The sequence below is a fragment of the Agromyces sp. G08B096 genome (assembly GCF_040267705.1).
Classification (GTDB): Bacteria; Actinomycetota; Actinomycetes; order Actinomycetales; family Microbacteriaceae; genus Agromyces.
Genome location: NZ_CP158374.1, coordinates 3,406,663 through 3,426,485 on the forward strand (window position 1 = coordinate 3,406,663; position 19,823 = coordinate 3,426,485).

Consider the following 19,823-nt stretch of genomic DNA (forward strand, 5'->3'; position numbering starts at 1 on the left):
GCCCCACTCTAACGCCGCCTAGACTGCCGGGCATGGCCGTGACCAGGCGCTTCCACCGAGACGACGAGGTCGTCGTGATCACCGAGTCGGGTGCCCGCACGGGCCCGACGTACGTGCTCGTGCACGGGCTCGGGATGGCGCACGAGTACTGGGCGGCGCTCGCCGACGCGCTCGAGCCGACCGGCCGGGTGCTCGCCCTCGACCTGCCCGGATTCGGCGATTCACCCGACCCCGCGGCGCCCCTGTCGATGCCCGAGTCGGGATCCCTGCTCGCCGAGTTGATCGAGGCGGAGGGGCTCGACCGGCCGGTGCTCGTCGGCCACTCCACGGGCGCCCAGGTCGTGGCCGAGGCGGCCGCGCAGCGACCGGACCTCGTCGGACCGATCGTCCTCATCGGCGCGACGGTGAACCCGCGTGAGCGCACGATCACCCGGCAGAGCCTGCGTTTCCTGCAGGACATCGCGATCGGCAGCCCCAAGGTCTTCGCGATCGGCCTGCACTCGTACCTCGAGGGCGGCATGGGCTGGTACGTCCGCAACCTGCGACCGATGATCGCCCACCGCATGGAGGACGTGCTGCCCCGCATCCAGGCACGCACCCTCGTCGTCCGGGCGGAGCGCGACCGCGTCGTGCCCCGCGACTGGGGCCGCGAGATGACGGCGCTCGCGCCGCACGCTGCCTACGTCGAGGTGCCGGGGCGCGGGCACGAGACCATGGTCACGGCCGGGCCCGAGGTCGCCCGGCTCATCGCCAGGCATGCGACGGGGCTGCCGGTGGGCGAGCCGGTGGCCGCGGCATCCGTCTCGCAGTCGGCCGGGCCGCCGCCCACGGATGCCGCCACGCCCGTGCCGCTCACCCGCAAGGCCCGCGCGTGGATCGCCGATTACGCGTACGCGGGCCTCCGCCAGCTCGCCGCGCTCGGTGCCCGCCGGCCACCGGCGCACTGGCTCAAGGGCGACGACGCGCTGCCCGACATCGTGCTGCTGCCCGGCGTGTACGAGCACTGGTCGTTCCTCCGCCCGCTCGCCGAGCGGCTGAACCGCGCCGGGTACCGCGTGCGAACCGTCCACGGCCTCGGCGTGAACCGGCTGCCCATCGTCGACACCGGCGACCGGCTGGTCCGCGCGCTCGCACGCCTTCCCGTGCCGCAGGCGGGCCGCGTCATCGTCGGCCACAGCAAGGGCGGCCTCATCGGCAAGCACCTGCTCGTGCACGAAGCCGGGCAGACCGCGCCCGGCGAGCCCGGCCCGCTCGGCGTGCTCGGCGTCGTCGCGGTCGCGACCCCGTTCGGCGGATCCCGCCGCGCCCGCCTCCTGCTCGACCCCGCCGCGCGCGCCTTCCTCCCCGACGACGAGACGATCGTCATGCTCGGCGGTGCGGGCGACGTGAACGGGCGCATCGTGTCGATCTTCGGCGGGTACGACCCGCACGTGCCCGAGGGCAGCGCGCTCGACGGCGCCACCAACGTGCTCCTGCCCGTCGACGGGCACTTCACGATCCTGCGCGCACCCGAGACCGAGTCGGCGGTGCTCGAAGGACTCGAGTACCTGGCGCACGCCGACGCGCCGGCCGGCAGCGCGGAGGCATACGCCGGCAGCGCCGACGCTTAGTGCACGTACTCCAATAGGTCGAGCCCGACCTGGCGCATGCCCTCGAGCACCGAGAGCCGGCTCGACAGCTGCGTGTCGGCGAAGTACGTCGACACCGCGTAGGCGACGCTCGCGCGCGGCCCGCGGAGCACGCCGACCTCGCTGCGGACGCCGCCGTCGGTGCCCGTCTTGTTCATGAGCAGCACGTTGTGGTCGGGCATGCGGTGCGCCAGCGGGTCGAGCCCGAACGCCGACGCGACCATCGAGAGGTCGGAGTTCAGCGACAGCCAGCCGACGACCCGCTGCGAGACCTCGGGGCTCACGACCTCGCCGCGGGCGAGGGCCGCGAACAGCCACGTGAGCTCCTTCGCCGACCCGATCGACAGCTGCGGGGCGTCGTCGGGCCCGCGGTGGTCGCGCACCAGGTCGAGCAGGGCGGTGCGGGTCAGTCCGAGCGCCTCCGTGCGGGCGCGCACCGCCTCGAGGCCGATGTAGCGGATCAGCACGTTCGTCGCGAGGTTGTCGCTCGTCGCGCCGATGAGCGCCGCGAGGTCGGCGATCGGCAGGCTCGGCGACTGCAGGTGCTGCCAGATGCCGGAGTCGCCGACCGCGTCGCGAGGGGCGCGGTCGAGCACGGTGAACGCCTCGGGACTCGCCCCGGTGAGGCGGGAGGCGACCTCGACGAGGAGCAGCACCTTGCCGATCGACGCCGTCGGCATGACGACGTGGTCGTCGACCGAGAACAGCACGCGGCCGGTCGCGAGATCGGTCGCCCGCGCCGAGACCTGCACACCCGCGAGCGCGAGCTCGCCGAGGGCGGCGAAGCCGCGGCTGAAGTCCTCGTAGGGTCCGTCGGTGAGGTGCTTGCCTCGCCGGACGACCGCATGGCGCGAGCGACGCTCGGAGCCCTGCGACGACGTCACCACGGTGGCGAGTTCCTTCTCTGTCGGTCGGCGCTCCCCCACCGCGGGCTGCGGCGCGCTCGAGATCGGTGGAGTGGACAACGGACGGGTCGCGGCTACCAGATCGTCACCCGCTCGGTCGGGTCGAGCCAGAGCGCGTCGTCTGCGGTCACTCCGAAGCCAGTGTAGAACTCGTCGATGTTGCGGACGATCTGGTTGCAGCGGAACTCGCTCGGCGAGTGCGGGTCGATGGCCAGCAGCCGGACGACCTCCTCATCGCGCGCCTTCAGCTGCCAGGCCTGCGCCCACGAGAGGAAGAAGCGCTCCGCGCCGGAGAGCCCGTCGACGACGGGCGGCTCCTGGCCGTCGAGGGAGATGAGATACGCCTTCCACGCGATCGCGAGACCGCCCAGGTCGCCGATGTTCTCGCCGATGGTGAGCGCGCCGTTCACGTGCGGCGCCTCGGCCGGGGCATCCGTCTCACTCGATCCGCCATCGGATGCCTCGCCGGCGCGGCCGGCCAGCTGCAGCGGCACGAGCGCGTCGTACTGGTCGATCAGCGCCTTGGTGCGCTCCTCGAACGCGGCCCGGTCGTCGGCGGTCCACCAGTCGGTGAGCCGGCCGTCGCCGTCGTACTTCGACCCCTGGTCGTCGAAGCCGTGGCCGATCTCGTGGCCGATGACGGCGCCGATCGCGCCGTAGTTCGCCGCGGCCTCGCGGCTCTCGTCGAAGAACGGGAACTGCAGGATGGCGGCCGGGAAGACGATCTCGTTGAAGCCGGGGTTGTAGTACGCGTTGATCGTCTGCGGCGTCATGAACCACTCGTCGCGGTCGATGGGCTTGCCGATCTTGCCGAGCTCGCGGGCGAACTCGAACTCCGCCGTCGCGCGCACGTTGCCGATGAGGTCGCCCGCGTCGACGGCGAGCGAGGAGTAGTCGCGCCACTTCACCGGGTAGCCGATCTTCGGGGTGAACTTCGCGAGCTTGTCGAGGGCGCGGCGCTTGGTCTCCTCACCCATCCAGTCGAGGTCGGTGATCGAGCGGCGGTAGGCCTCGACGAGGTTCGCGACGAGGTCGTCCATGGCCGCCTTCGCGGTGGGCGGGAAGTGGCGCTCGACGTAGATGCGGCCGACCGCCTCGCCCATCGAGCCCTCGACGAGCGAGACGCCGCGCTTCCAGCGCTCCCGCATCTGCGGGGTGCCGGTGAGCGTGCGCCCGTAGAAGTCGAAGTTCGCCTCGACCAGGTCGCTCGACAGGTACGCGGCGCTCGAGCGGATCACCTGCCAGGCGAGCCAGTCGCGCCAGGCGGGCAGCCGGCTCTCGACGAGCAGCTCGCCGAGGCCGGACACGAACGAGGGCTGGCGCACCACGAGCTCGTCGAAGGCGGCCGCCGGCACACCCATCGCGTCGCGCCAGATCGCGAGGTCGGGACCGTCGGCCGACGCGCCGGATGCCGCGGCGACCACGTCGGCCCACGGCGTGAGGTTGTACGTCTTCTCGCTGTCGCGCGACTCCACGTTGGTCCAGTGGGTCGCTGCGATGCGGGTCTCGAGCTCGAACACGCGGGCGGCCCGCTCGGCGGGTTCGTCGAGGCCGGCGAGCCGGAACATCCGCTCGAGGTGCGCGAGGTAGGCGTCGCGGATGGCGGCGAAGCGCTCCTCCCGGAAGTAGCTCTCGTCGGGCAGGCCGATGCCGCCCTGCTCGACGAACACGAGATACCGCTCGGGGTCGCCCGGGTCGTTGTCGACGAAGAGCTGCGCGAAGCCCGAGACGCCCTGGCGCTCGAGCCGGCCCACGGCGGCGAGCAGTTCGGGCACCGAGCTCACGGCGGCGGCGTCCTCGAGCTGGGGTGCGATGGGCGTCGCGCCGAGCTCCTCGGCACGCGCCTCGTCCATGAAGCTGGCGTAGAGGTCGCCGACCTTGCGCGCCTCCGTGCCCGGCTCGGCGCCCTGCGCCTCCTCGATGATCTCGCGCACGGCCTGCTCGGCCTCCTCGTGCAGCAGGATGAACGAGCCGTACCGCGCCTTGTCGGCGGGGATCTCGGTCCGCTCCATCCAACGGCCGTTGACGTGTCGGAACAGGTCGTCCTGCGGCCGGACCGCGGGGTCGAGCTCGTCGAGCGCGATGCCGGAGGCGAGGGGGGCGTCGGTCATGCGCTCCAGCCTAGGGTTTCCGGCGGCCCAGGGTTCGGCTTCCCCGAGGCATGGAGCGAACCCTCAGATTTCTGCTCCCGGCGCGACCCATCAGATGACGCGGTCGTTGCCGCCGTCGACCGAGAGGTGGGCGCCCGTCGTGGCCGGCAGGCCGGTGCAGAACGCGAGCACGGCGTCCGCCACGAGCGCGCTGGTCACCTCGACGCCGAGCAGGTTGCGCGTGCGGTACTCCTCGACCGTGAGCCTGTAGCGCGCGGCGCGCTCGGCGAGCAGCTCGGGGGTCCAGATCGCGGTGTCGAACACGGCGTCGGGGTCGACCTGGTTCACGCGGATGCCGTCGCCGGCCCACTCGAGCGCGGCGACGCGCGCGAGCTGGGCCGCCGCGGTCTTGCTGGCCGAGTAGGCGGCAGCGCCCGGACCGGGCGCGGCCACGTTCTTGGTCGAGACGAGCACGACGCGTCCACCGCGTGGAGCGAGCGACAGGTACGGATGCCCCGCGCGGAGCGCCCGCACGACCGCCGTCGCGTTCACGCGCATGGCGCGCTCCCACACGGCGTCGTCGAGGTCGGCGATCGCCTGGCTCTCGGGGAAGATGCCGGCGGCGACGACGAGCACGTCGACGCCCCCGAAGTCGCGCGCCGCGAGCGAGAACGCGGCGTCGAGCACCTCGGCGTCGCTCACGTCGCCGACGACCCCGCGCCAGCCCGCACCCGCACTCGTGCCCGCGAACGCCGTCTCGACCGCCGGGTTGAGATCGATGCCGACGACGGCGGCCCCCTGCGCGAGCAGCGCCGCCGCGACGGCTCGCCCGATGCCGGAGGCGGCGCCGGTGACGACGGCCACCTCGCCGTCGAGCGGCCGGCGCTTCGCCGCAGCGAGTTTGGCCTGCTCGAGCGACCAGTACTCGATGTCGAAGCTCTCACCCTCGTCGAACGAGCGGTACCCGCCGTGCCGATCGGCCGCGTCGATGACGTCCATGGTGTGGGAGGCGACGTCGGCCGCGGCGCGGGCCGCGCCGAGCGTCGCGCCCGCCGTGAGCAGACCCAGCTCGGGATCGAGCACCACGCGCGGCGCCGGGTCGAGCTCGGTGAACGGCCCGCGGGCTCTCGCCCGGTTGCGCTCCACGTAGGCCCGATACTCGGCCGCGTAGCGCGTGACATCCCGACCCACGAGCGGCGCACGCTTGGTGTGGATGACGTGCTCCGGGGTCGCCGTGCCGCGCGAGGTGAGCTCGGCGAGGCCCGGGCGCCCCGCGAAGGCGAGCGCACGCGACGAGTCCGACTGCACCAGGAACATGGGGCGCTCGGCCGCCGCGCTGATCGCGGCGCGGAGCCGGGCCACCTCGAGCGGGTCACCGCGCCTCGGCGCGACCTCGCCCGGCTCGCCCCAGGCCGTGATCCCGAGCGCGTCCGACGCCCGCGCCACGAGCTCCAGGTGCCGCGCGAGCGCGGCATCCGCACCGTCGGCGAAGGTGAACAGACCGTGGCCGCTCAGCACGATCGCGTCGATGCCCGTGAGGTCGGCCCCGGCGACGAGCTTCGCGAGCTCGAACCCGGGCATGACGTACGGCAGCACGAGCACCCCGTCGCCGAGCACCTCGGCGACCCGGCCGTCATGGCCGGCGGCGTGCGTGAGCGCGACGATCGCGTCGGCGTGGGAGTGCAGCGCGACCCGCGCAGGCAGGTGTGCGTGCAGCAGCGCCTCGATCGACGCCGTCGGCGCGGCAGCGTCCACCGACGCCTGACGCAGCTCGTTCACCATCCGCTCGTCGTCGAGGCGCTCGAGGCGCAGCAGGTCGAGCAGGCGGCGGCGCCGGAGCGGCGCGAACCCCGCGGGCTCGATCGAGCCGAGGTTCCATCCGCTGCCCTTCACGAGCACGAGCTCGACGGGCTCGCCGGTGACATCCGTGCCCGTCGCCTTGATGGAGGTGTTGCCGCCGCCGTGCAGCACGAGCGCCGGGTCGCCGCCCAGCGCGCGCGACGCGCGCGTGATCTCGGCGAGCGCCGCCTCGACGTCGGGACCGAGCGGATGCTCCGCGGCCGCGCCAGGCGCTGCAGGAGAAGGTCGCGTCGTCGTCGCCTCGTTCATCGGGCCGCCTCCGTCCAGACCGCGCCCATCGCGCCGAGCACGCGATCGAAGCGGTCGCCCTGCGCGCGGTAGATCTCGCGCTCCGCGCCGGGTCGGACGACGAGCTCGGGGTCGGGGTCGACGCGCCAGCACGCGGTGTCGAGACCGGCGCCGCGCGCGGCGAGCGAGGCCACGCCTCTCGCGCCCAGCTCGGTGCCGAGCTGTCGGCGCACCGGGTGACCCACCACGTCGGCGAACATCTGCGCCCAGAGCGGGTTCTTCGCGCCCCCGCCGGCGAGGGTCCAGGGCTCCTCCGAGACCGTCGCACCGCTCGCGCGGACCTTCGCGAGCTGCACGCGGTGGTACTGCGTGATGCCCTCGGCCACGGCCCGGGCGACCTCGCGGTACCCGTGGCTGCCGCGTGCGCCGAGCAGGCAGCCCGATGCGCCGAGGTGCTCGGGCGCGCCGTGCACGAACGGCAGGAAGAGCAGGCCGTCGGCACCCGCCGGCACGTCGGCGGCCGCGGCGAGCAGCTGCTGCGGCGTGACCTGGTCGACCGCGAGGGTCGACATGAGCGACGAGTACCACTCGATGCTCGCGGCCGACGTCGGTGCGACCTCCTGGGCGAGCATGAGCCCGGGCTCGGGCAGCAGTGCGTTCAGCGTGACGCGGGGCGGGGCCTGGTCGGCGGGAACGACGACCGAGTTGATGGCCCAGGTCCCGACGATGATCGTGACGTCGCCCGGACCGACCGCGCCGGCGCCGATGGGGCTCGCGACGCAGTCCATGCAGCCGGCGACGACCGGTGTCCCGACGGGCAGCCCCGTCCGCGCCGCCGCATCGGGCGTGACCTGCCCCACGACCGCGTCGGACTCCGCGAGCGGCGGCAACAACCGCATGAGCTCGCGCGGCAGCCCGAGCAGGTCGAACGCCGCGCCCTCGTACTCGCGCGAGGCGAGGGCCACGAGCCCGCAGGCCGAGGCATCCGAATAGTCCGCGCTCGCGACACCCGTGAGGCACGCCGCGATCCAGTCCTTGCAGGTCAGCGCCCAGCTCGAGGTCGCGAGCACCGCCGGCTCGTGTTCGTGCATCCACCGCAGCAGCAGCCCTGGCTGGCCCGCCCAGGGCACCGAACCCGTGACCTCGCGCACCCGCTCCACCTCGGCAGGGTCGAGCCCCGCCACGATCGACTCGGCTCGCGTGTCGGTCGAGGCGAACGCGGGCCGGACGGGGCGCAGCGCCTCATCGACGAGGTAGAGTCCGTTGCCGTGCCCGGTGGCGCCGACCGCTCGCACCTCCCAACCCTCGGCGTCGAGCCAGGCGGTGAGCAGCGAGAGCACGTCCGCGACGACGCCCCACAGGCCGTCCATGTCGATCTCCTGGCGATCGCTCGCCACGGCGACGCGTGGATTCGGCGCCGAGTACGTGCGCAGCTCGTTCCCGTCCTCGTCGAAGGCCGCGGCCTTCGCGGCCGTGAGGCCGACGTCGATGCCGACGACGCAGTGCTTCTTCGTCACGTGGGTCTCCTCGCGGTGGTCAGGCAGTTCGTTCGGCCCGGAGTCCACGCGGCATGAAGCGTCGCACCGCGATCCGGTACCGGTCAAGTTGGGTGTCGGCGTACTCGCGGCTCCACCCCGCGTGGGCGACGAGCACGGCGGCGATCGCGGGCGCGGCGGTGAGCCCGACATCGCGGTTCACCCCGACCGCCATGCGCCGGAGGATGACGTCCTCGAGCGTGTGCGCGCCTTCATCGCGCACCGCGTGCACCGCCTCCGCGGCGATGGCACCCGTGTCGCGGTCGACGACCTCGCCGAGCTCCGGCTGCGCGGCGACGAGCGCCTCGACCTCGGCCGCGCGTCGCCCATAGGTGTCGACGAGCCGCTCCGCGGTCGCTGGCGCGAGGGCGCTCCGCCGTACGAACTCGGCCCGGAACGCCGGCCAGTCGCCACCGGGCGCACCCGGGAAGTCGGCGTCGCGCGTCGGCGACGGGCCGGGACGCGCACCGAGCGCACGCTCGAGCCGCTTCGCGACCAGTTCGCCGAGCGCACGGTGCGTCGTGAACTTGCCGCCGATGATCGTGACGAGGCCGGCGCGATCGCCGTCGTGCACGATGATCTCGTGATCACGGCTGACCTTCGACGGGTCGTCGAGGTCGGCCACGTACGGCAGCGGCCGCACGCCCGAATAGGACCAGAGCACATCGTCCGCCGTGAGTCGCGCCGCGGGGATCAGTCCGTTCACGGCGCGCAGCAGGTAGTCGACCTCGTCGTCGTCGATCACGATCTCGTCGATCGAGCCGTCGTAGGGCAGGTCGGTCGTGCCGATCATGTACTTGCCGGCCCAGGGCAGGACGAACATGGGCCGGGCGTCGTCGGGCGATTCGAAGAAGATGCACGTCGACGGCGCACCCGGGAAGGCGTCGACGACGAGGTGGCTGCCCTTCGTCGGACCGATCTGACGGTCGTGGGCGCCGGCGAGGTCGAGCACGGCGTCGACCCACGGCCCCGCGACGTTCACGACGACGCGAGCGTCGACCCGCTTCAGCTCGCCGTCGACGCGGTCACGGTAGGTGAGGCCCGTGATCCGCCCGCCCGAGCGCACGAGCGACTCCACCCGGGAGTGCGTGAGCACGGTCGCGCCGTGCGCCTGCGCGTCGATCGCGAGCTCGACGCAGAGCCGCTCGGTGAGCGGCACGTTCGCGTCGTGGAAGAGCCCGCCCCATTTGAGCCCGCCCTCGACGAGCGACGGGTAGTCGCGCTTGAGGCGCCCGCCGAACACGATGCGGGAGAACGGCAGGGGCTTCCGCAGCGAGAGGACGTCGTGCAGCAGCAGCCCGCATGAGAGCAGCCAGCCCGGCCGGCTCGCGCCCTTCGAGAACGGGATGAGCATCGGGTAGTGGTGCACGAGGTGCGGTGCGCGCTCGAGCAGGATGTTCCGCTCGCGGATCGACTCGTGCACGAGGTGCACCTCGAGCCGCTCGAGGTATTTGAGCCCGCCGTGGATGAGCCGGGTCGCGATCGCGGAGGTGCGCGCCCCGAGGTCGTCCTGGTCGATGAGCAGCACCGAGCGGCCGCGGCGTGCGGCCTCACGGGCGATCGCGAGGCCGTTGATGCCGGCGCCGATCACGGCGACGTCGACGGATGCGGGCGCTGGAGCGTACGTCGAGAGAGCGGGCATGGCTGATGAGTCCTCCGGTGAAGCGGAACGCGGGGCGCGCCGTGCGCGGCGCGCATCGTGAGAGCCTGGCCGGCGACGGATGCCCCGTCGCCGGCCCTTCGGCTCAGTGCGAGAGCTCTTCGTAGAGCGAGAAGGCGTCCTCGGGCGTCAGGCCGTCGTGCACGACGCCGCGCACGGCCTGGAGCATCGCCTCGGGGTGCTCGGACTGGAACACGTTGCGGCCCATGTCGACGCCGGCGGCCCCCTCCTGGATGGCGCGGTAGGCGACCCGGAGCGCCTCGCGCTCCTCGACCTTCTTGCCGCCCGCGATGATGATCGGCACCGGGCAGGCGGCCGTGACCGTCTCGAAGCCCTCCTCCACGTAGTACGTCTTCACGAAGGCGGCGCCGAGCTCGGCCGAGATGCGGGTCGCGAGGCGGAAGTACCGAGCGTCGCGCACCATGTCGCGCCCCACCGCGGTGACCGCGAGCACGGGGATGCCGGTCGCCTGGCCCTGGTCGACGAGGGTCGTGAGGTTCTTGACGGACTTCGTCTCGTGCTCGCCGCCGACGAACACCTGCACCGCGAGCGCGGCCGCGTCGAGGCGCACGGCGTCGTCGATCGAGACCGCGAGCTCCTCGTCGGAGAGCTCCTTGAGTACGCTCGGCCCGCCCGAGGCGCGCAGGACGATGCCCTTGCCGCTGTCGGCGGGGATCGTCGTGCGGAGCGCGCCGCGGGTGCACATGAGCGCGTCGGCCCGCGGGATGAGCGGGACGATCGAGCGGTCGAGCCGCTCGAGGCCCGACGTGGGGCCCTGGAAGTAGCCGTGGTCGAACGCCAGCATGACCGTCTTGCCGTCGGCGGGGTCGAAGATCCGCGAGAGGCGCGCACGCATGCCCCAGTCCTGGCCGCCGAGGCCTTTCAGGTGGAAGCCGCCGGCGGCGACGGTCGCGCCGCCGAAGTCGGTGCCGTCGCGCAGGTCGTCGAGGTCAGCCATGGATGGTCTCCTTCTTTCCGAGGTGCAGGGAGGCGCGGAAGCGCGCGAGGGTGGACCGGCCCGTGCCGGTCGCGGCGGTCGAGATGACGACGACCGCGACGACGAGCACGCCCTTGAGGATGTTCTGCGCGCCCACCGGCCAGCCCACGAGGTTCAGCAGGCCGGACAGGAGCACGAAGAACAGCGCGCCGGTCCAGGCTCCGGCGGGCACCGCGCGTCCGCCGGAGATGAGGGTGCCCCCGATGACGACCACGGCGATGGAGTCGAGCATGTAGGAGGTGCCGAGCACGGTGCTCGGCGAGATGAAGGCCGCGAGCAGGGCACCGGCGAGGCCGGCGAAGCCCGCGGAGACGAGGTACGCGCTCGCGGTCACGCCGCGCACCCTGAGGCCCGCGCGCTCGGCGGCACGCGCGCTCTGCCCGACGGCCACGATGGAGAGCCCGAAGCGCGTGCGGGTGAGCACGAACCAGATCGCGACGGTCACGAGGAGCACGAGCAGCGCGATCACCGGGACGCCGAGGAGCTTCGCGTTCACGAGGGCGCGGAGCGCGGGATCGGCGCCCGCGCGGTTCGCATCGGCGAGCAACAGGGTCGCCGACGTCAGGATGAGGCTGGTCGCAAGCGTCGCGATGATGGGCGGCACGCGCAGCAGCAGGATCGCGATGACGCTGATCGCGCCGGCCGCGACGCCCGCCGCGACGCCCGCGAGGACGCCCATGAGCGGACCGGCGGACTGTCCGACTGCGACCGACACGTAGGAGGCCATCGAGATCACCGTGCCGACGGAGACGTCGATATTGCCCGGGCCGAGCGTGATGACGAGCATCTGGCCGAGTGCGACGAGCACGAGGAACGGCGCGAGCGAGAGCGCCTGCATCAGCGGGTCGAACGGCGCACCGGGCCGGACGGCGACGATGCACGCCCAGACCACGGCCACGCCGATGAGGGACCACGCCCACGCGGGCCAGGTGAACCGGCGGCGGTCGGCGGCGGCCGCGATCGCGGTCGTCTCGGGTCCGGAGGCGACGGGCTGCTTCACGGTGCTCATCGGGTGAACCTTTCGGTGACGACGCGGCCGGCGAGCACAGCGAGCACGATGATGCCCTGCGCCGCGGACTGGAGGCTCGAGGACAGGTTCACCAGGCTGAGCAGCACGGTGATCAGGCCGAGCGTGACGGCGCCGAGCGTGGCGCCGATCGGGAGGGCGCGACCGCCCGAGAACGTGCCGCCGCCGAGGATGACCGCGGCGATCGTCATGAGCGTGAAGTTGCTCGCGGAGTTCACGTCGCCCGACCGGGTCTGCGCGGCGAGCAGGAGGCCGGCGAGGATGACGAGCAGCGCCGCGAGCACGTACGCCGTCACGCGCGTCGCCGTTCGCGAGCGACCGGCCTTGTCGAGCGTGGCCGCGCTCGAGCCGAGAGCGCGCATGCGCATGCCGACGCGGCTCCGGCGCGCCAGATACCAGCCGATGAGCGTCGCGAGGGCGATGAACAGGATGGGCGCGGGGAATGCGGTCGGCCGCCAGCTGCCGATCGCCGCAAGCCATTCGGGGGTCGCGCCGCCCGGCGTGGGCAGCAGTTGGAGGCCGATGCCGAGCCACACGAACGACATGCCGAGCGTCACGATGATGGAGGGCACCCCGCGGCGCTGCACGAGGAAGCCGAGGAGGGCGTAGACGGCGACGATGCCCGCGAGCATCGCGAGCCCGAGCATCGGCTCCTGCGCGAGTGTGGTGGCCGCGATGACGGTCACGAGGCCCACGAGGTATCCGATGCCGAGGTCGATGTCGCCGACCGACATGATGAGCATCTGGGCCTGGGCCGCGAAGACGAGCGGCACGGCCGACATGAGCATGAGCGTCAGTCCGGGGATGCTGAGGATGCCGGGCTGGTTCGCGACCGCGATCGCGAAGATGACGACGAGCGCGACCAGTGAGAGCAGCGCGGGCGAGCCGTGCACGGCGCTCGTGCGGGCCCGCGCGCCGAAGGTCGGCCGGGCGTGACCCGCACGGTCAGTGCCGGCGGCAGCGGCCGGGGGCGCGGTGGTGGTCATCGGGTGCCTCCCGTGGCGTCGTCGAAGGAGTCGGCGATGATCCGCTCCTCGGTGTTGGTGTCGCCGGCGAGCTCGGAGACGATCCGGCCGGCGCGGAACACGTAGACCCGGTCGCAGTGCGCCATCTCGCCGTTCTCGGTCGAGTACCAGACGACGGCGCGGCCCGCTCGGGCCTCGGCCTTCATGAGCGCGTAGAGCTCGTTCTTGGTGGCGACGTCGACGCCTCGGAAGGGGTCGTCGAGCAGCACCAGCCGGGCGTCGGTCGCGAAGGCCCTGGCGACGAGCACCTTCTGCTGGTTGCCGCCCGACAACGCGGTGATCGGCGTGGCGGCCGAACCGCGGACGCGCAGCGCGTCGATCCACCGGCCCGCGAGTTCGCGCTTCGCCCGGCCGTCGACGACGCCGAGCCTGGAGATCGAGCGGAGCGCCGACACCGTGAGGTTCTCGGCGACGCTCCAGAGCGGCATGATGCCGGAGGTCTGCCGGTCGCCGGGCACATACGCGCGCCGCTTGGCCACGGTCGCGCCGCGACCGCCCCGCCAGAGACGGTCGAGCACGTGCTCCTGCCCTTGGCCGGCGAGGCCGGCCAGGCCGATCACTTCGCCGGCGCGCACGCGCAGAGCCGGCCCGTCGCCCGTGCGCAGCTCGGCGACGAGTGCGTCGCCGCCCCCGGCACCGGCCGGCGAACGGGAGACGGATGCCGCTTCAGGAGTCTCCTCGACGAGTTCCTGCGCGCGCTCCAGCGCGGCGGCATCCGCTCGGACCTCGCCGCCCATCGCGACCAGCAGGTCGTCCTCGGTCACCGCCGAGGTGTCGTAGACGTCGACGACCGTGCCGTCCTTCATGACCGCGACGCGGTCGCTGTGCTCGAGCACCTCGTGCATGCGGTGCGAGATGAGCAGCACGCTCACACCGTCGGCGGCGAGCGTCTTCAGGTGTGCGTAGAGCTGTCGGGCGGCGTCGACGCCGAGCGACTCCGTCGGCTCGTCGAGGATGAGCAGCCCGAGCCGGTCGGTGCAGAGGGCGCGGGCGATCTCGACCATCTGCCGCTCGGCCATCGCCAGTTCGCCCGCCCGGCGCAGCACGCTGATGCCGTGGCCCGGGAAGACGCGGTCGAGCACCTCGCCGACGCGGCGCTCGGCACGCCCGCGCCACGCGAGGCCCGGCCGACGCGGGTCGGAGAGCGCGGCGTTCTCGGCGACCGTGAGGTCGGCGCAGAGCGCCAGCTCCTGGTACACCATGCGCACGCCGGCCGATGCCGCGGCCTTGGCGTTCCAGCTCCGTGAGTCGCCGCGCCACACGACGCGGCCCTCGTCGGGCTGCTCGCGCCCGGCGAGCACACGCATGAGGGTGCTCTTGCCCGCGCCGTTGTGACCGACGAGCCCGAGGATCTCCCCGCGCTCGACCGTGAGGTCGACGCCGCGCAGTGCGCGCGTGCTGCCGTAGCTGCGGGCGACACCGGTCGCGGTGATCGTGGGCGCGCTGTGGGACGCGGACTGATCGGGCGCGGGGCCGGTCGTGCGTGACCTGGTCGCAGTGGGAGACATGCGTGCTCCTTCGGGCTCGTCGGTCGGGTCGGTTACTTGATGGCCGGCGCCTCGACGGGGTCACCCGCGAGGTTCGCCTCGATGGCCGCCTGCACGGTGGCCTCGTCCCACGGGTACGCGGCGTACTCGTCGGCGTCGAGCTGGCTCACCCAGGTGTCGAGGTCTTCCTGGCCGATCTGCAGCAGCGGCAGCACGACCTCGTCCGGCACCTCGTCGCCCGCGAGCTTCGCGAGCGCGACGTAGATGGCCGCGACGGCCTGACCGGGGTCGGTCAGTGCGGCGAACGAGCCGTTGTCGATGCCCCGCTCCTTCCAGAACGAGAGCGACTTGCCGTCGGTGTCGAAGACGACGACGGGCAGCGGCCTGCCGGCCGACTCGAAGGCCTGCACCACGCCCATTCCGCCGATGCAGCCCGGGACGGCGGCGATCTCGGGCAGCGACCCGAGCACCGAGACGATCTCCTTCTGAGCGGTCGACGAGTCGCAGAAGCCGTTCACCTCGGCCGCGACCGTCACGTCGGGGTACTCCTCGAGGATCTCGAGCTGCCGGGCGTGGAATTCCTCCTCGGGCTGGGAGCCGATGACGCCGCGGTTGATGACGATCTCGCCGGCGCCGCCGATCGCGTCGAGCGCGGGCTGGATCGAGACTTCGCCCCACTGGTCGTACGCGTTCCGCACGACGGTCGCGCAGTCGGTGTCCATGTCGGCGTCGAGCACGATGACCTCGATGCCCGCGGCGCACGCCTCCTCGACGGCCGGGACGAGCGCGGTCGACGAGGCCGGGATGACCATGAGCACGTCGGGCTGCTGCAGCACGAGGCTGCGGATCTGCGACGCCTGCTCGGTCGCGCTGTTCTCGCCGGGCGCGTTGACCGTCGAGTACTCGCTGACGATGCCCTCGCCCTTCAGCTTCTCGGCCTCCTCCTCGAACTTGTCGATGAGCGTGAGCCGCCAGCCGTTGACGAAGCCGTTCGACAGGGCGATCGAGATGCCCTCGGTCGAACCGCCGTCGCCCCCGTCGGCCGCGGCGTCGCCGCCGGCACATCCGGTGAGCATGAGTGCGGTCGCCGCCGCAAGTGCGACGCCGCCGCGTCGCCAGGTTCCAAACGACATTGTTCTTGCCTCCATGTTCGCTTCGCTGCGAGACGCCGGCCCGGCGGGCCGACGCGAGTCGGTGCGGTGGTGCGTCGGGACCGGCGACGCCGGCTCCGGGTGTTCGATCCGGCGGACCGGGTCGGACTTGTCATCCCTAACTTGTCATACTCAACTCATCATGACAAGTTGATCATGACGACAGTACGTCGCCCGGTCCGGCGCGGTCAAACCGCGACCCGGTAGTCTCTCGACAGCGTCGACGAGCGGCGAGGCGGCGGAGAGAGGAATCGATGGCCCACCACAGCTCGCTTCGCGCAGACCGGCTCGACCGGGGCGCGGACACGCCGCTCTGGCAGCAACTCGCCGGTGTGCTCCGCGAGGCGATCCGCGAGGGTGAGCTCTCCCCCGACCAGGCGCTGCCGTCGGAGGCCGAGCTCATCGATCGATTCGGCGTCTCGCGGACGGTCGTCCGCGACGCGCTCGGCGAACTCGTGCGCGAGGGCCTCATCTACAAGATCCGCGCGAAGGGCTCGTTCGTCTCCCCGGCGAAGCCCGCCCTGCGCTTCATCGGCAGCACCGTCGGCTCGGCCGACGACCTCAGCGCGACCGGCCGTGCCGTCACGACGCGAGTCCTGGCCGTCGACGAGGGGCCGGCCGACGAAGACGAGGCCGCGGCGCTGCGACTCGACGACGGCGCCGAGGTCGTGCGCCTCCGACGGCTGCGCGCCGTCGACGGCGTGCCATGGCTGCTGGTGGACACCGCCCTGCCCAAGGCGCTGTTCCCCGGCGTCGCCCGGGCCAACCTCGAGAACCGCTCGCTCTACGAGCATCTGCGCCGGCACTACGGGGTGACGCCGAAGGGCGCGGACCGCTGGATCGAGGCGGTCATCCCGACGCCCGAGCAGGCCGAACTCCTGCAACTCGAACCCGGCCGGCCGGCGCTCGCCATCGAGTCGATCTCCTGGCGCGACGACGGCACCCCCATCGAGTACTACCGCGGGCTGCACCGCAGCGGCGAGCCCCGGTTCCACGTCGGCATCCGCTGAGGCCGGGCATCGCTCGCGCCCCCGCACGCGACGGGGCCCAGCGTGCTCCGTCGGGAACCGGCGTCGGCGCCCGGCCCGCGGGAAGCGGACCGGGCGCCACGGCGGCTCAGCCCTTGCCCGGCTTCACCGCCTCGATCGGGAAGCTCCACGCGTTGACGCCGTCGCCGCTGCCGGACTCGATGCCCGCCTGCTCCGCGTACGAAACGAGGATGCGCGCGTCGTCGGCGAGCGCGGCGCGCGTCGCGGCGTCGATCGGCACGGTCAGCTTGCCCTTCCCCGCGCCGACGGGCTGCTCGAAGGAGCCGAGCAGTCGGCCGCTCATGTCGGGCGCCCACGGCGGCGCCTGACCGTCGGCCGGCGAGCACGCCTCGAAGCCGTACACGTCGCCCTCGCAGCTGGAGGTCCACACCGGGATGAACGTCGTGTCGCCCGTCCAGAGGAACACCCGCACCGTGCCCGCCTCCTCGGCGTCGTACGAGAGGCGCAGATGCTTCTGCTGGAGCTTCACGTCGGTGACGGCCAGCGCATCCGACGGCTGCACTCCCGAGATCGTGCCGCCGCGCGTGACCGACTGCGCGACCGTCTGCGGCGACTCGACACCTTGCAGAGCGGTGTCGGGGATGATCGGCGACGCGGGCTCGGTCGACCGGTCGGCCGGCGGCGCGTACCCGTCGAGATAGGCGTGACCCCAGCGGTAGGGCTCCGACTGCTGGCTCCCGAAGGCCGACCACGCGGTGCGGGTCTGGCCGATGAAGTCCTGCGTGTCGGAGTCGTACGGCGTCACGTTCAGCCCCAGGTAGGCCGGATCCACCTCGTTGCGCGCCGGGTCGCCCGACGGCACGGCCCCCGTCGGACCCACCGCTGCGGGCAGCGTCGCGAGCGGCACCTTGACTTCGACGTCATAGCCGCCGCCGGCGTACGTGCCGTCGGCCTGGCGCGCGACCTGGACCGCGACCTCCACCCCCTCGGCATTGAGCCCGCCCTCGACCGTGTCGGCGAGCGGACCCGTCGAGAACCCCTGGTGGTTGTCGGCGTCGCGCGACCAGCAGGGCCCGTTCTCGCCGTTGCCGTTGGCGCCCTCGGGATCGTCGGTGAACGGGAACATGCCGAGCTTGAACGTCGTCGACGTGTCGACCGAGTTCCCACGCGGATCGAGCAGCAGCTCGACGGAGTCGACGAGCCAGTGGCCGAAGCAGCGGTCGGGCGTCGCCGCCGCGCTCGCGAGCTCGTCGGTCACCCGGATCTGCGCGTAGAGCGCATCGTCGTACCAGCCGAGCCGCGCCACACTGCCATCGCCGCAGTCGACGCCGTCGGCGGCGCACTCCGCGCCCTCCCAGCGGGTGCCGACGTCGATGACCGGGCCGGTGTAGACCCCATCCGCCGCGCCGTCGACGGCCGGCGCCGAGGCGAGCTGCGGGATGACCACCGAGGGCACGAGGTAGACGGTCTCGTTCTCGGCGGACGTTCCGGCGCCGGAGGTCGTCGTCGCGGTGAAGGTCACCGTACGGCTGGCCGGATCGGCCGGGTCGGTGTGGGTGACCGCGAACTCCACCGTGGTCGTGTCACCCGGGGCGAGTCCGTCGAACGGCTTCGAGGCGGCGTCGACGACGAATCCGGCGGGGACCGCGAGCGCGACCTGGCCCGACTCGGTCGCGGCGCTGCGGTTCGTCACCTCGACGGGCACCGTCACGGTCTCGCCGGCGCCCATCTGCGCGACGGCGCCGGAGCGACCGCCCACGTAGGCGTCGTGGTCTCGGGTCCACTGCTCGTACTCGGCCATGTTGCCCCAGCGTTCGAAGCGGCCCTCGACGGGAGCGACGAGCGCGATGCGGGTGTCGTTGTACGCGGTGACCGCACCGTCGAACGTCGCCGCGAGCTTGTGCACGCCGACCGGGGCGTCGGCCGCAGGCGTGACCGTGAACGTCGCCTTCGTGGCATCCTCGTCGCCGATACCGCCGATCTCGACGGGGTCGGTGACCTGCCAGCCGGCGGGCACGGCGAGGCTCACGGTCCCGCCGTCGAGCTCGCCCGCCCCCGAGCGGGCCGCGACGGTGACCTCGAAGGGCTCGCCCGGGGCCTGGTAGTACTCGTCGACCGACAGCGAGAACTCCGAGCCGAGCGGCATGCCGCCCGGGTCGGCGATGACGGCGCCGTAGAGCACGGCGTCGTCGTTGGCCGACGCGGGTGCGCTGTTCGGCTGCATCGGCACGATCGACTGCGAGACCCCGTAGCGCTGGCAGGTCGGGTCGACGAGCGCCGTCTGCATGGTGCGCGCCTGGGTCGGGTGGGCGCGGCCGCCCTCGCGGCCGACCTGCGCCCAGGTCTTGGCGGAGCCCGCCTGCTGGCCGGCGAGGTTGCCCTCGGCCCAGACGTACGGCGAGTCGTAGCCGGTCCAGGTGCCGACCACGGTGAACGGGTTCGTGGGCGCGGGCGTGAAGCCGGTGTTGCAGTTCGGCGCGAGCGTCCCGCCGCTGCCGGTCGTCATCCCGCCCGCGAGGATCTTCTTCACCCGCCACGGCTCGACCGCCCCGAGGCCCTCGAGCTGCTCGGGGAACCTCGCGGGGTCGGCTGCCGCCGCCGCGGCCTCCCAGATCATGCGTCCCTGCGCGTACTGGTGGTTGCCGTGTCCGGCGGCGAGCGAAGGCGTCGACCCGACGAGGATCTCGGGCTGGGTCTCGCGGATGATGCGCACCGTCCGGCGCAGCGTCTCCTCCGCGTCCCAGACCTGCGCCGTCAGCGCGGCGGAGGTGTTGTAGAAGAAGTCGACCCGGTCGAGGTTGAAGATGTCGATCGTGCCGGAGCGCACGTGCGAGGTGCGGTCCTCGTTCTCGCGGCGCAGGCCGAGGTCGGGGCCGGCCTCGGGGCCCACCGAGTTCGAGCCGCCCTCGCCGCGGGTGGCCATGATGATGCCGCAGCGGACGCCGTAGAGGTCGTTCCAGACCCCGCACGGCGTGGTGAAGCCGGCATCGTCGTCGGGATGGGCCCAGATGCCCATGATGTCGATCTTGCCCCGCTCGGTGTCGATCGCGACCGAGGGGTCGCCGACCTCGAGCTTCGTGGCGGCATCGGCGGCAGCCGGAGCGCTCGTCGTCGCGGCGACGGCGGGCGCAGGTGCCGCGAGGACGGCCGCGGTCAGCAGCGAGGTGAGCAGGATGGCGGGATGTCGTTTCATGCGGTCCTCCGTTGGACGCTCGGACGACGGACTTGCCGCCCGATCACT

13 protein-coding genes are annotated in these 19,823 nt (G+C 72.7%); 2 read left to right on the top strand and 11 right to left on the bottom strand.

Annotation, left to right across the window (positions count from 1 at the left end):
* Window positions 1–32 precede the first annotated feature (32 nt).
* The gene (locus ABIQ69_RS16355) at window positions 33–1,610 is read left to right on the top strand and encodes an alpha/beta fold hydrolase (protein WP_350348181.1); all 1,578 of its coding nucleotides are present in this window, start codon (window positions 33–35) and stop codon (window positions 1,608–1,610) included.
* Here the strand turns inward: ABIQ69_RS16355 and ABIQ69_RS16360 are convergent.
* The 10 genes from ABIQ69_RS16360 to ABIQ69_RS16405 form a co-directional block, all read right to left on the bottom strand.
* On the bottom strand, window positions 1,607–2,515 hold the full coding sequence (locus ABIQ69_RS16360) for a serine hydrolase (protein WP_350348182.1): 909 nt from the start codon (window positions 2,513–2,515) through the stop codon (window positions 1,607–1,609). The genes ABIQ69_RS16355 and ABIQ69_RS16360 overlap by 4 nt on opposite strands.
* Window positions 2,516–2,607: 92 nt before the next feature.
* On the bottom strand, window positions 2,608–4,644 hold the full coding sequence (locus ABIQ69_RS16365; RefSeq protein ID WP_350348183.1) for a M13-type metalloendopeptidase: 2,037 nt from the start codon (window positions 4,642–4,644) through the stop codon (window positions 2,608–2,610).
* Between the two features lie 90 nt (window positions 4,645–4,734).
* The gene (locus ABIQ69_RS16370) at window positions 4,735–6,732 is read right to left on the bottom strand and encodes an SDR family NAD(P)-dependent oxidoreductase (protein ID WP_350348184.1); all 1,998 of its coding nucleotides are present in this window, start codon (window positions 6,730–6,732) and stop codon (window positions 4,735–4,737) included.
* On the bottom strand, window positions 6,729–8,228 hold the full coding sequence (locus ABIQ69_RS16375) for an FGGY-family carbohydrate kinase (RefSeq protein ID WP_350348185.1): 1,500 nt from the start codon (window positions 8,226–8,228) through the stop codon (window positions 6,729–6,731). Before ABIQ69_RS16375 ends, ABIQ69_RS16370 begins: the two co-directional genes overlap by 4 nt.
* Before the next feature lie 19 nt (window positions 8,229–8,247).
* The gene (locus ABIQ69_RS16380; protein ID WP_350348186.1) at window positions 8,248–9,888 is read right to left on the bottom strand and encodes a glycerol-3-phosphate dehydrogenase/oxidase; all 1,641 of its coding nucleotides are present in this window, start codon (window positions 9,886–9,888) and stop codon (window positions 8,248–8,250) included.
* 103 nt (window positions 9,889–9,991) lie between these two features.
* Complete coding sequence (gene lsrF, locus ABIQ69_RS16385; RefSeq protein ID WP_350348187.1) at window positions 9,992–10,864, bottom strand: 3-hydroxy-5-phosphonooxypentane-2,4-dione thiolase; 873 nt, start codon at window positions 10,862–10,864, stop codon at window positions 9,992–9,994.
* Window positions 10,857–11,912, bottom strand: a complete 1,056-nt coding sequence (locus tag ABIQ69_RS16390; protein WP_350348188.1) for an ABC transporter permease — start codon at window positions 11,910–11,912, stop codon at window positions 10,857–10,859. The genes lsrF and ABIQ69_RS16390 overlap by 8 nt, the downstream gene beginning before the upstream one ends.
* Entirely contained in the window at window positions 11,909–12,916 is a 1,008-nt protein-coding gene (locus tag ABIQ69_RS16395) for an ABC transporter permease (RefSeq protein WP_350348189.1), read from the bottom strand. The genes ABIQ69_RS16390 and ABIQ69_RS16395 overlap by 4 nt, the downstream gene beginning before the upstream one ends.
* Window positions 12,913–14,463 (bottom strand): sugar ABC transporter ATP-binding protein, encoded by a 1,551-nt coding sequence (locus ABIQ69_RS16400; protein ID WP_350348190.1) that lies wholly within the window; start codon window positions 14,461–14,463, stop codon window positions 12,913–12,915. Before ABIQ69_RS16400 ends, ABIQ69_RS16395 begins: the two co-directional genes overlap by 4 nt.
* A 32-nt stretch (window positions 14,464–14,495) precedes the next feature.
* Window positions 14,496–15,575 carry a substrate-binding domain-containing protein gene (locus ABIQ69_RS16405; protein WP_350348191.1) on the bottom strand — a complete coding sequence of 360 codons (1,080 nt, stop codon included), beginning with the start codon at window positions 15,573–15,575 and terminating at the stop codon, window positions 14,496–14,498.
* A 272-nt stretch (window positions 15,576–15,847) separates the two neighbouring features.
* Between ABIQ69_RS16405 and ABIQ69_RS16410 the strand changes: the two genes are divergently transcribed.
* Window positions 15,848–16,603 carry a GntR family transcriptional regulator gene (locus ABIQ69_RS16410; RefSeq protein ID WP_350348192.1) on the top strand — a complete coding sequence of 252 codons (756 nt, stop codon included), beginning with the start codon at window positions 15,848–15,850 and terminating at the stop codon, window positions 16,601–16,603.
* Window positions 16,604–16,709: 106 nt separating this feature from the next.
* Here ABIQ69_RS16410 and ABIQ69_RS16415 read toward each other — a convergent pair whose 3' ends face one another.
* Window positions 16,710–19,775, bottom strand: a complete 3,066-nt coding sequence (locus ABIQ69_RS16415) for an NEW3 domain-containing protein (RefSeq protein WP_350348193.1) — start codon at window positions 19,773–19,775, stop codon at window positions 16,710–16,712.
* Between the last annotated feature and the right edge of the window lie 48 nt (window positions 19,776–19,823).